This window comes from Caulobacter sp. LjRoot300, from assembly GCF_964253875.1.
Classification (GTDB): Bacteria; Pseudomonadota; Alphaproteobacteria; order Caulobacterales; family Caulobacteraceae; genus Caulobacter.
Window position 1 is genome coordinate 362527 of record NZ_CAXUSA020000004.1, and the last position, 12310, is coordinate 374836.

Consider the following 12310-nt stretch of genomic DNA (forward strand, 5'->3'; position numbering starts at 1 on the left):
GGCCCAAACGCCTGCGGCTCGTCCACCGCATGCAGAGGAGAAGGCGCATGACAGACGAGCCTTGGGCCAAACTCTTCGTCGATGGCGACGTTGACGATCTCTATGGGTTGGCGATCCTCTTTCCGGAGGGCGCCTATCCAGGCGCTCACGTCGCAACCAGCATCGTTGGTGTCAAAGACGGTGTTTTCGACCGGGTGCAGGATGCGCAGGTGAGGGAGACCTACGTCACGGGCGACGACTGCCTAGCTCTGATAGAGGCGAGAGGGATGGACGAAGCCAGTTGGATGGCGCGAGAAATTCTTGCTCCGCTCAATGGCTATGCGACGTTGGCCGACAGCAATTTCAAACCAGTCGTCGCAACCTCGCTAACTTGGAAAAATCGTACGGGCTCGGGCGGCACAATTTTTGGCCCAGACAAGCGCCCACCCAAGCCACGCCTGATTGCAACGAACCGCCATCCCCTTCTCTCAGAGCTGCTGCCAAGCCGCGTGGCCTTCATGAGCGACAACCCGCTCGCGGCCTATGCTGCTTCAGCGATCGCGGGGACCCCGTCCTGGGCCGACTACTATCGTTTGCTGGAAGACATTGCCGGATACCGTGGCACAAGCCTCGACAAGCTTGCCGAGGCGGGTTTGGCTGATCGACCCGCCCTGAATGCCTTCAAGTCGGCGGCCAACAATCGGGCATTTGGGCGTCACGGTACATCAAAGCGCGACACCAGCATCGCGCAGGAGAGCTTGATGACCTTGCTTGAGGCACGGGAGTTTGTTCGCCGCGTCGTCTGGGCTTGGTTGAATCTCGAATGCGGCGGGCGCATGCCGCGCGACCGCGTCGATGGGGGTCTCCTGCGGTTCGGCTTGGATCCGAAAGAACAAATGCAATAGCGTACTCAAATACCCCGTACGATGAACGTTACCCTAAGAGTGGCGGTCACACTCAGTGCGGGCGCCCTTCCCCTGAAGAACATGGCCCCCTAGTCTTCCAGCGCGGGCGCCGCCCTATAGGCGCCGATCTGGAGCCGGGGGTTATCGGCGGCGGTCGGCGCCGAAGTCGGCGGGCCTTTCTAATCGCAAGGTTTCCAACGCCCGCCCCCATTTTCGCCTAACAGCGATCCCCGACTTGCGCCCGAGTCCCGATTGATTCAGGATTTGCGCGCCGGCGCCTTCGAGCGCGGGTGGGGCGTGGAAACCCCGTGCGATGCCTAAGAGCCATAGCGACGAGCCGATCACAGCGGCTCGGCGATAGCGCCCGAGCCCCCGGGTTGCGCCCCCGTGTCCGCGTTCGCGGCCGCGCGCCCTTGCCCGCCCCTGCGTTTCCGACAGCCCGTCGAACCGACGGAGTAGGCGATGGACCGCAAGATTCCACGCGTGGCGACCCAGCCCGAGGGCGACTGGGACGAGCACGACGACCTGGATCAGCTTTACCGGCGCTATGCGCCCTGGCTGGGCGCGATGCTGCGCCGCCGTTTCGGCCGCGGGATAGACGCCGACGCCGACGACTTGGTGCAGGAAACCTACGCGCGCCTGGCCCCGCACGACCCGTCGACGATCGAGCGTCCCCAGGCCTTGTTGATGCGTGTCGCCTCAAACCTGGCCAAGGACCTGCTGCGTCGACGGGCGGTGCGCGCCAGGCACGCCCAGCAGGTGCAGCGCGAGCCTGACACCGCGCAGACGGTCTCCAGCGCCCTTGAGGTTCTCCTGGTCAAGGAGGCGATCTTGGCCATTCCCGAGGCCTATCTCGATGTCTTCATCTTGAGACGCTTCCACGGTTTGACTTATGAACAGATCGCCACACGCTGTGGTTTAACCGTCAAGGGCGTAGAGTGGCGCTTGGCGAGGGCGGTCGAACATGCTCTCGCGGCGCAAGCAGGGCTGAGCGGAAGAAGCGACACATGAGTCTTTCGACTGTCCCATCGGACCAAGCCAGGGCGGAGGCGGCCGATTGGTTCGCGCGCCTGAACAAGCTCGATGTGCCCTACGCCGACATGCAGGCTTTCAAGGCGTGGCTGAGCGCGCCGGGCCACAAGCAGGCCTATGATGAGGTTGACGCCTTCTGGCGTCAGAGCGAGGCGGTCAAGGACGACCCGGACATCAGGGCCGCCATGGCCGACGCGCTCGTTCGTACCGCGCCGCCGGCCCGGGCGCGGGACGTCCGGCGGGGCGGCTACGGCCTGGCCTTCGCTGTCGTCCTGCTTGCGGCGATCGCCGGTGGCTACGTTCTGTGGGGCCCCAAGATTTATTCCACGGGCGTGGGCGAGCAGCGCACGGTCCAACTCGCCGACGGATCGACCGTCGTGCTCGACACCGACAGTCAGGTCGCCGTGCGGCTGACCAGCGCCAAACGCGACATTCGCCTCACCCGTGGCCAGGCCTTGTTCGATGTCGCCCACGACGCCGCCCGTCCCTTCGTAGTCACGGCTGGAGCCACCTCGGTGACGGCCCTGGGCACCCGCTTCGACGTCCGACGGGAGGCCAGCGGCGCCACCGTCACCCTGGTTCGCGGCTCCGTCGAGGTTCGCGAGCGGTCAGACGATGGCGCGGCTCAGGTCTGGCGCCTGGCCCCAGGCCAGCGTGTCGCCACCCACGTCACCGCCCCGACCCCCAGCCCGGCTGATGTCGATACGGCCACCAGCTGGACGTCGGGCCGGCTGATCTTCCGCGCCGTGCCCTTGCGGGCGGCTGTCGCCGAGTTCAACCGCTACGAACGCCAGAAGATCGAAGTGGCGGACGGTCCGGTGGGCGACGAACTGATCACCGGCGTCTTCGCCGTGCGCGACATCGACACCTTCGTCGGCTCAGTGGCCGACGTGCACGACCTCACGGTCGTGCGCTCCGAAAAGGATGGGACCATCCGCCTGACCCGCGCAGGAGCTGGTGACGGCACCCCGTAGGTTTATTCAGCGGTTCGCCAGGGAATGGGTCGGGGTGGCGCGTCAATCCCCCGACGCCTTGCGCCGTGCACAGAAGATCCGTCCCACGACGGGCGCCGCCGCAGCGTCCGAGGGGGTCTCTTTCGTGCTGCAGTCTTCACTTCGCCGCCGGTTGCTCATCGGCCTGGCCACGTCCGTCTTCCTGGCGCCCGCATTGGCGTCGCCGGTCCTGGCCGCGCCCCAGGAGGCGGTTCAGACCGTCGAGTTCGACATCCATGCCGGCACGCTCGACGCGGCGCTGATCGCCTTCGCCACCCAGAGCGGCCGAACGGTGGCCTATGCGCCGGCGCTCGTGGCCGGCCGCCAGTCCGATGGCCTGCGCGGGCGCTTCACCCCCGAGGCGGCCCTGGACCGTCTGGTCGGCGGCGGGGCCATCGATATTCACCGCCGCGGCGACAAGGCCTTTGTACTCAAGCCCAGCAGGCCCGGCGCCGTCCCGGGCGCCAACCTTGATCCCGTGGGGCCCGTTGACGGCGGTATCGCCGAGGCGCCCAGCCAGCTGTCGGAAATCGTGGTGACCGGGTCGCTGATCCGCGGGCCGGCCCAGGGCGCCTCGCCGGTGGTGACGGTCTCGCGCGACGACCTGGACCGCACCGGAAAATCCACCGTCGCCGACATGCTGACGGACCTTCCCCAGGCATTCGGCGGCAACGCCTCGGCCGACACCAACCTGACCAACACCGATGGCTCGGGCACGAATTCGATCGTCTCGACGGGGATCAATCTGCGGGGCCTGGGCGCTTCGGCGACGCTGGTTCTGGTCAACGGCCGCCGCATGGCCGGCTCGGGCCTGATGGGCGACTTCGCCGACGTTTCGGCGCTGCCCACGGCCGCGGTCGATCGCGTCGAAGTGCTGCTCGACGGGGCCTCGGCGCTCTACGGATCCGACGCGGTAGGCGGCGTGGTCAACGTCATTCTGCGCAAGGACTTCGACGGCGCCGAGACGCGCGCCCGCGTCGGCGGGGCGACCGGCGGCGGGGCGTTCGAGCGGCAGTTCGCCCAGACGCTCGGCAAGACCTGGAACACGGGCCACGCCCTCGTCAGCTACGAATACTGGCGGCGCGATCACGTGGCCAGCGCCGACCGCGACTATGCCGGTAACGCGGACCTGCGCCCCCTCGGCGGGACTGACCACCGCTTTTTCTACAGCCATCCGGGCAACGTGCTGCTCCTGGTCGGCGGCAGTTACGTCCCCACCTGGGCGATCCCGGCCGGGCAACTGGGGACCGGGCTCACGCCCGCCAGCTTTCAAGCCGGCCAGGTCAATTACGAGAACCAACGCGCGCGATCGGACATCCTGCCTGAGCAGAACCGCAACAGCCTCTACGGCGCCTTTGGCCAGCACCTGACCCAGCGCCTGGAGGTCAGCGGCGACCTGCGACTCAGCCGGCGCAAGTTCGCCTTCGCCCTTCCGGGGTCGGTGAACATCTTCTCGGTCACCAGGGCCAACCCCTATTTCGTTTCGCCCAACGGGGCGACGTCGAACGTCATCGGCTACAGCTTCACCGACGAGTTGGGACCGATCCGCGCGCGCGGCGACACCACCAGCGTCGCAGCCTCGCTCGGGGCCGACGTCGATCTGGGTCGGACCTGGCGCGCCAGCCTTTACGGCGCCTATGCGCAGGAAGTCGCCCGGCGCGACAGCACCGACCGCCTGAATACGCGCTTCCTCAACGAGGCCTTGGGCGCAATCGCCGACGATCCGGCCACCCCCTTCAGCGCCCCGCGGGACGGCTACTTCAATCCTTATGGCGATGGCGCGACCAACAGCCGGGCCGTGCTCGACTTCATCGGCAGCGGCTATCTCCTCTCCCGCAACGTCAGCACCGTGGAGACCCTGAACGCCCAGGCCGACGGAACCCTGCTGACCCTGCCCGGCGGTCCCGCGAAGCTGGCCCTCGGCGGCCAGTACCGAGAGGAGCACTTCGACACCCGGACGATCGCGATGACCTCGCGCGCCAGCCCGACTAGGACCCTGACCGGTCCCTTCGACCGGAAGATCCTGGCCGCCTTCGCCGAACTGCGCCTCCCGCTGGTAGGGCCCGACAACGCCAGGCCGGGGGTGCAACGCCTCGAGCTGTCGCTGGCTGGCCGCATCGAGCACTATGACGACGTCGGCACGACGTCGAACCCGAAGATCGGCTTGGTGTGGTCGCCGGTCGAGTCGGTCAATGTTCGCGCCAGCTACGGAACCTCCTTCCGGGCGCCCTCTTTGCCAGAAATCTTCCAGACGCAGGATGGCGGGCCCACCTTTCTGGCCCAGGGCGCCACGAGCAAGCTGGTCCTCCTCCGCTTCGGCGGAAACCTGGATCTACGGCCCGAAAGCGCCAAATCCTGGACCGCGGGCGTCGATTACAGCAGCCGGAGCGTTCCGGGCCTGAAGCTCTCGGCGACCTGGTTCGACACGCGTTTCACCGGTCAGATCGGCACCCCGGTCGCCGAGAACCTCGCCAACGCGCTGAGCAACGCGGCCTACGCGCCGTTCGTGCAGACGCTCGATCCGACCAACGCCGCCGATCAAGCCGAGGTCGCCGCGCTCCTGGCCGGCACGACGAGCGCCGGCCTCTACCCGACCACGGCCTATACGGCGATCGTCGACAGCCGTTACGTCAATACCGGCGGGCTGCATGTGAGCGGCGTCGACCTGACCGCGCGCTATGGCGCGCCGCTGGCGGGCGGCAGGATCGACCTGTCCGGCAACCTCAGCTACCTGCTCGACTACGCGCGAAAGGTCACTCCGAATTCGAGCTGGTTGTCGCTGCTCGATCAGCCGCGCCAACCTGTGGATCTGCGCGCCAAGGCCGGCGCGACCTGGACGCGTCAGGCCTGGGCCTTCACCGGCGGCCTCAACTATGTCGACGACTACCAAACCGCCCAAGGCGCGCCGATCGACAACTGGACGACGCTCGACGCCCAAATCGCATGGCGGGCCCCAGGCTCGGGTTGGAGCCGGGGCCTGTCCGCCGCTCTTTCGGTGCAGAACCTCTTCGACGCCGATCCGCCGTTCTACGACGACCCTCAAGGCGTCGGTTACGACTCGGCCAACGCCGACCCGCTCGGCCGCTTCGTCTCGCTCCAACTGACCAAGCGCTGGTAGGTCGAGCGCTCGCCATGATCGTCAAATCAAAGCTGCTGGGTCGCCTGACGGCGGCCTGGTTGGTCCTGGCCGCCAACGCGGCCGGGGCCGAGCCCCTCACCCTGGACCGGCTCCTCAAGGTCGAAGACCTCGGATCCACCGCCCTCTCGCCCGACGGCAAGCGCCTGGTGATCGAAACCCGCGCGCCCCTCGACCAAGCCGCGCGCTTCGATTTCGATACGCCCGACGCGCGGATCGGCCGCCTGATGGTGGCGGACGTCGCGACGGGGACGCCGGCTCGCCCGCTGTTGGCGGCCGAACCGGGGGCCGGCTACACGGCCGGCCCGTTCTCGCCGGATGGGCGCCGGATGATCGTCTCGCGCTGGAAGGAGGGCCGCTGGGCGGCGGGAGTCGTCGACCTGGCGACCGGCGCGGTGCGCTGGCTCCCGTTCGGCATCGACGAGACCTTGTACGGCCGCAGCCTGCAATGGGTGTCGGACACTGCGTTCGTTGCGATCGCGCTCGCGGCCGACGATGTTCCACGCGGCCTGAAGTTGGGTTCGCAGAACCAAGCCCGCCTGACCGCCCTGTGGGCCCAGCAGGCGGCCGGCAAGGTCGCCAGCATCAAGGTCAGCGGTAGCGGCCGGGCCCGCCGTCCGGAGCCCCGGCGGGATCGTCGCCTCGTGCGCGTCGATCTGGCGACCGGCGCGCAAACGATCTTGGCCACCGGCGGCTTCCTGGATCTCGAGCTTTCACCCAGCCGCCGCTATGTCGCCGTGCTGGGGGAGGCCGAGCGCATCGGCCTGGTGCAGACCCCCGCGGTGCGGATGATGGCGCCGAGCCGGCGTCGCGCCCTGTCGATCGTCGACTTGGACACCGGGGCGGTGAACGCGATCTGCTCCAGCTGCAACACCCTCATCGAGCCGATGGTTTGGGCCCCGGGGCGCGATCGGCTTCTGGTCTTCCAGCATGCGGCGGACAGGGGCGAGGCCACCGGCGCCCTGACCGTCATCGACGCGCGCCGCGGGGAGATCCGAAAGGTCGGCGCGGCCCTGACGCCGAGCATCGACTATGGGTCCGAGGGCGTAGCGCGCGTGCGCGCCGACTGGCGCGCGGCGCACCCGATCGCCCTGGGCAAGGCCGCCGGGGCGACGCGCGGCGACTGGTACGACGTGGACGGGGACGGGCCGGTGAACCTGACCGGCGCCTTGCCCTCTTCGCCCGACAGCATCGCCTTCGGCGGCGACGGGGCGATGTTCGCGCTGGCTCAGGGCCGGGTGTGGCGGATCGGCGCCGCCGGGAAGGTCGAACAGACCGCGTTGCGGGCGTCGGGATGGTTTCGTCCCTCGGGCTTCGCCCTCGGCATCCGACCGAAGTCGGCGCCGCAGCGTTTAAAGGACCTTCGCCTGCTCACGTCCTCAGGCGTGAGCGATCTTCTCGGCCATACGGTCACCCTGCCGCCGGACGCCAAGCCGCTGGTCGCCACGCCTGGCGGGATGGCGTTTGAGGCCCGTCCGGCGAGCGGCGTGGCGACGGTTGGTCTTCTGGACGACCGCGGCCGACGCCGGGATCTCGTCACCGTCAACGCCGATCTGGCGAAGATCGACGCCGGCCCGGTGCGGGTCGTCGAAACGCGCGCGGCCAACGGTCAGATGATGAAGAGCTGGGTTTTGCTCCCGCCGACTTGGCGCCCCGGCGACAAGCCGCCCTTGGTTGTCGTGCCCTATCCGGGGTCGTCGCCGCAGAGCTTTCCATGGCGGTTCACCATCAAGTCGAACAACCTCAACCCCAGTCCTTCGTTGCTTGCCGCGCTCGGCTACGCCGTGCTGGCGCCGGCCTTGCCGCGTGACCGCAGCCGGGGCGAACCCGGGTCCGGCTTGGCCGATGAAATCTTGTCGGTGGTCGACGCCGTCGTCGCCGAAGGTTTGGTCGATCCCGATCGGCTCGCCCTCTGGGGACACAGCTTTGGCGGTTATGCGGCGCTGGTCACCGCGACCCAGACCCATCGCTTCAAGGCGATCATCGTCCAGGCCGGTTCCTCCGACTACGTCTCGACCTGGGCCAGCACCGAGCCCTATGTCCTCACCGCGACGGAGGACGGCGGTCCCACACCAAATTACCTCGGCTACAACGAGACCGGACAAGGCGGCATGAAGGGGCCGCCGTGGCGCGAAACCGAGCGCTACCTGCGCAACAGTCCGCTCCTGCAGGCCGACAGGATCACCACGCCCATGATGCTGATCTATGGCGAGCAGGATTTCGTCCCCTTGTCCCAGGGGCAGGCGATGTTCAACGCCCTGTATCGCCAGGACAAGGACGCCACGCTGGTGACGATGTTCGGCGAGGGACACCTACCGGCCAGCCCCGCCAACATCCGCGCGATCTATGGCGAAGTGCTGCCTTGGCTCGCCGACAGGCTGGCCGCGCCCTCGGCCTCGCCCGCCGCGGAGGCGAACCGGCCTTCCCAGTGACGGACATAGGCCTCCAGGACGATGGTCTCGAACAGGCGGGGGTAGTCGCCCTCATAGATCAACCGATCTGGATCGAGCATCGCCTCGGCGAAATCCCGGTCCAGGACGTGCTCCTGGGCCAGGCGCCCCTCCAGCAGGAAGGGGCGGATCGCCGCCAGGCTGCGCAGGATCATCCGTCCATGGTACGCGGTCAGAACCCCCTTCGACCGACGCTCGCGCACCGAGGCCGGTATCTGGCCCGCGAAGGCCTCGCGGGCCAGGGCTCGGCCACGGCCGCCGCGCGCGAGATCGACGACCGGCGCGGCCAGGGTCGCCTCCATCACCGGCTGGCTGAGCAGCGGATGGATGAGGCTGGCGTGGCGGCCACGCCGACTGGCGCCGTGAAAGACCTGGGACCGGATCAGGCTTTCGAGCTGGCGCCGTTTGGCGGGAGCGACGGCCGTGGCGAGCCAGGGATGAGGATCGAGGGCGGTTCTCGGCGCGGCGATCGCGTCTCGAACCGCCTCGCCGATCAGGGACCAGACGGAGCATCGGTTCCAGCGAGCGGCGGATTCCAGTTGCCGCCAAAGCGGATCGGCGCGCGGCCGACGCAGCCAGGGTCCCCAAAGTTCGGCCGCGACCTTCCGGGACGGGCTCTGGAAAAACACCATGTCGCCGCCCTGGCCCGTCAGTATCTTGCGCGCCCCCGTCCGGTGGACGAGATCGGCCATGGTCATGTCGTAGTGGTGGTCGGCCGCGTTGCTGGATGGCCGCACGCCGACAGGGACTTGGGCCAGGATGTCGGCGTCGATCCGCAACTCCGGTTTTACGATTTCCAGGAGATCCGCCTCAAGGTGACGGGCGACGTCACGCGCATAGGCGCGCTCATCCCCGCCGGGATCGTCGACGTGGAAATGCACCAGGCGCGTCCTGTCCCTGCCGCCCTGGGCGACCAGGGTCGAGGCGACGATGGCCGAGTCGAGGCCTCCTGATATCTCGGCCAACAGGAGGGCGCCGGACGCCAGTTCCGTCCCGACGCTTTCTTGCACCGCGTCGGACACGGCCTTGAGCGAGGCCTTGTAGGAGTCGTGGGGATTTAGAGCAAAGGCCGTCGGGTCCCAGATCATGCGGTCCTTGGCCGGAGCGCCGACCACCTTGAGCTCACCAGGCAGGACGGGCTCGACGCCCTTGAGGGGAATGTTTCGATAGGCGGCCAAGGCGCCGGCGGCGAACTCGGCGACCGCAGCCCAGTCGATCGCCAGGTGGGCTGGCGCGGCGCTTGCCGGCAACGGCGCCTGCGGTATCTCCGAACCGGCCGCCCATCCTGTCCGGGTGTTCCAGGTCATGCACTCCAGATGACCCGAGGGGTCGCGCAGCACCGCCCGTTCGTCGGGGACGACGAGGACATATTGCCCCCAAAAGGACCGGAAGAGCTTCGCGCAGAAGGCCTCCAGCGAAAGATCCGGTTCCTGGAGGCCAGCGGGCGCCAGCGGCGCGCACCGGGCCGACCCGCGTTCGAACAGCGGGCCGACGATCCAACCCCGCGCCGTGTCGCGCACCTCGGTGTCGTCTCGCACCCAGAGGCGAACCTGAGCCGTCGCGCGCGCCTCTCGCCAGCCCGCGGCCGACAAGGGCGCGCCCTCGAAGGCCCCATGCGCGCCCAGAAAGCCGAACCGGCCTTCGACGACGAACCCAGGCATCAGACCTCCATGATCGGTGAGAAGCTGACCAGCCGTTCGGCGGCGTCGTCGAGAACCACGTCGCCGATCTGCAGCCAGCAGTGGGCCAGGAACGGCCAGGTCCGAACGCCGAACACCCAGCGTGTCCGGTGGCCCCGCCAGCGCAGCACGCGCCGAAGCAGGAAGGCGCGATAGAGGCAGGCCCCTTGGAACGGCAGCCACGGCAGAACCCGTTCGAAGGTCGCCACGAGGCGCCGAACCTCATCGGAGGGCTCGCTCGAACCGTTCATCGGGCTCGGGTCGGCGCCGTTCCCGACGAGCCGGCGGAATTCGACCCCGTGATAGCTGACCGGCATGGTCAGGCAGGCGGCGAGAATCAGCCCGACGTCGATCAGTCGAACCTTCTCGGCCACGTTCTGGGCGAGGTCCCGGCGGGGACTGGGGGATGGGGTCGGGGCCGGCGGCGGCGGGGTCTCGGCCAGAAAGCCGGCGCTCGCGAACTGCTCGGCGAGGTCTGGATCGTCGAACGCCAGGCCGGCAGGGCCCGCGGTCACGACGGTCGAGGCGGCCGGCAGGCAGTAGTAGGCATTCGTCCGCGCATCGAGGACGACGATGTCGTCGCCGATCCTGATCAAGTGCGTGGTGGCCGAGAGGAACAATGGCGCGATCCGCGAAAGAAAGGCGGCGCCGGCGAACCGGCGCCGCCCCGCTGTCAGCCGGGCTCGAAGCTGAGCCAGGCCAGTTCGATGCCGACGCCGCGGTCGGTCCAGGTGAGGACTTTGGCGACGCCGGGCGAAGCCGACGGCTGATGGCGTTTCAGAACGTCGAAACGTCCTTCAGCCTTGCGGCTCGACCTTGCCGTTCAGCTCGGTGCCGATGAAGTTGTCGCCCTGGGTCAGGCGCTTGGCGTCGCCCAGGCGAACGAGGCGGGTCTTGGCTTGCTTGGTCATCGTCGTCTCCTTGACGTGAAATCCTGGAGGAACGGGCGGCCGCAGGGACCGCCCGGGGGAGCCGCCGGTTATGGCCGGTGGTCCCAGGTCAGGCCTCGTCCCGGCGCATGGCGGCCAGTTCGATGCCGACGCCCCAATCGCCCAGAGTGAGGACCTTGGCGTCGCCGACACGGATGAGACGGAACTTGCGGGTCTTGGTCATGACACGCTCCTTCAGGAGGGAACCGCGTGATTGCGGCTTTCCATCAAGCGCACCGCCCAGTCTGCATTGGCAGTATATTGCATCTATAAGGACGCTATATTTGCCCCTGCGCGCAAAGCGCGTATGAGGTCGGGCGCTCGCAGACGCCGGGCCTCGTGCAACAGCGCCAGCGCCGAGGCCAGTGCGTCTCGATCGCCCAAGGCGGCGTGGAGCCCAGCCAATTCATCCGCCAGCGCGAAGACCTGGGGCTCGACCCGGATCGACGGCGCCAGCCGCTCGCCGACCTGGCGATAGGCGTCGAACAGCGCCCGACTGCCGGCGCGGGCGACGATCCAGTCGAGGAACTGTGTCAGTTGGACGGTCGCGGGCAGCGCCGCGTCGGGCGTCTCGGGAGCCGGGATCGCATCGCTTTCGCCGTCCGCGGCCAAGGCCTCGGTAAGGTAGAGCCGTCGCAAGCCATAGAGTTCGACGAGATCGGAGACGTCCAGCCGGGGCGCGAAATAGCCGCGGCCGCGGCGATCCTCGATCAGCCGTTCGCCCGCCAGGCGGGAGAGCGCCTCGCGGATCGGCGTCGCGCTGAGACCCAGATCGTGGGCCAGATCGGTGACGGTCAGAGGTTCTCCCGAGACGAGACGACCGTTTCTCAATTGGTCACGCAGCGTTTCCAGAGCGGCGCTGAAGGGGTCTCTCGGCTTGCCAGGCGCGCCTACTTTCACGCGTATCTCCACGATGGAGATCGAACGCCAGAATTCGCCACGACTCTCCAGGCATACACAAATAGTCGTATGATCTAATACGTGCAACCACAAGCTATACGGCGAATAGATTGCGGAGTAGCGCAGAATATTTGCGCGACCGCGCAATGATTTTGCGCGCTTAATTTTACTGAATATTTCTTAGGTGACGCCGAAGGCAACTGATCCTATGGCACGCCGCATTCGCCCGGTCGATGGCCGGCAACCTTGGCGCTTACGGCTTCCGCTACACCGCCAAGCTTTGTTACACCTAGGGTAGATTGTGTATG

The 12310-nt window shown here is 67.9% G+C and carries 8 protein-coding genes; 5 read left to right on the forward strand and 3 right to left on the reverse strand.

Annotated features, from left to right (window positions below):
* The first annotated feature begins 47 nt into the window (after positions 1 to 47).
* From ACSQ2G_RS16125 to ACSQ2G_RS16145, 5 genes are all read left to right on the forward strand, one after another.
* Positions 48 to 884 (forward strand): hypothetical protein, encoded by an 837-nt coding sequence (locus ACSQ2G_RS16125; protein ID WP_436032533.1) that lies wholly within the window; start codon positions 48 to 50, stop codon positions 882 to 884.
* Between the two features lie 462 nt (positions 885 to 1346).
* On the forward strand, positions 1347 to 1895 hold the full coding sequence (locus tag ACSQ2G_RS16130; RefSeq protein ID WP_436032535.1) for an RNA polymerase sigma factor: 549 nt from the start codon (positions 1347 to 1349) through the stop codon (positions 1893 to 1895).
* A complete protein-coding gene (locus tag ACSQ2G_RS16135; RefSeq protein ID WP_436032537.1) occupies positions 1892 to 2890 on the forward strand; it encodes a FecR family protein in 999 nt (332 codons plus the stop codon). The genes ACSQ2G_RS16130 and ACSQ2G_RS16135 overlap by 4 nt, the downstream gene beginning before the upstream one ends.
* Before the next feature lie 124 nt (positions 2891 to 3014).
* Positions 3015 to 6026, forward strand: coding sequence for a TonB-dependent receptor domain-containing protein (locus ACSQ2G_RS16140; protein ID WP_436032538.1), 3012 nt, complete (start codon positions 3015 to 3017; stop codon positions 6024 to 6026).
* 59 nt (positions 6027 to 6085) lie between these two features.
* On the forward strand, positions 6086 to 8476 hold the full coding sequence (locus ACSQ2G_RS16145) for a S9 family peptidase (protein WP_436032539.1): 2391 nt from the start codon (positions 6086 to 6088) through the stop codon (positions 8474 to 8476).
* On the opposite strand, the gene ACSQ2G_RS16150 is transcribed toward ACSQ2G_RS16145, so the two are convergent.
* The 3 genes from ACSQ2G_RS16150 to ACSQ2G_RS16160 all read right to left on the reverse strand — a co-directional run bounded on the left by ACSQ2G_RS16150 (position 8389) and on the right by ACSQ2G_RS16160 (position 12002).
* Positions 8389 to 10155, reverse strand: a complete 1767-nt coding sequence (locus ACSQ2G_RS16150) for an asparagine synthase-related protein (protein ID WP_436032540.1) — start codon at positions 10153 to 10155, stop codon at positions 8389 to 8391. The genes ACSQ2G_RS16145 and ACSQ2G_RS16150 overlap by 88 nt on opposite strands.
* Positions 10155 to 10793, reverse strand: a complete 639-nt coding sequence (locus ACSQ2G_RS16155) for a lasso peptide biosynthesis B2 protein (protein WP_436032542.1) — start codon at positions 10791 to 10793, stop codon at positions 10155 to 10157. The genes ACSQ2G_RS16150 and ACSQ2G_RS16155 overlap by 1 nt, the downstream gene beginning before the upstream one ends.
* Before the next feature lie 576 nt (positions 10794 to 11369).
* On the reverse strand, positions 11370 to 12002 hold the full coding sequence (locus ACSQ2G_RS16160) for a GntR family transcriptional regulator (RefSeq protein ID WP_436032544.1): 633 nt from the start codon (positions 12000 to 12002) through the stop codon (positions 11370 to 11372).
* Positions 12003 to 12310 lie beyond the last annotated feature (308 nt).

What these genes read in the sequence shown, in the direction of transcription:
- ACSQ2G_RS16150 (WP_436032540.1), bottom strand. Translation starts at nt 10,155, where the DNA reads ATGCCTGGGTTCGTCGTCGAAGGCCGGTTCGGCTTTCTGGGCGCGCAT.
- ACSQ2G_RS16135 (WP_436032537.1), top strand. Translation starts at nt 1,892, where the DNA reads ATGAGTCTTTCGACTGTCCCATCGGACCAAGCCAGGGCGGAGGCGGCC.
- ACSQ2G_RS16125 (WP_436032533.1), top strand. Translation starts at nt 48, where the DNA reads ATGACAGACGAGCCTTGGGCCAAACTCTTCGTCGATGGCGACGTTGAC.
- ACSQ2G_RS16130 (WP_436032535.1), top strand. Translation starts at nt 1,347, where the DNA reads ATGGACCGCAAGATTCCACGCGTGGCGACCCAGCCCGAGGGCGACTGG.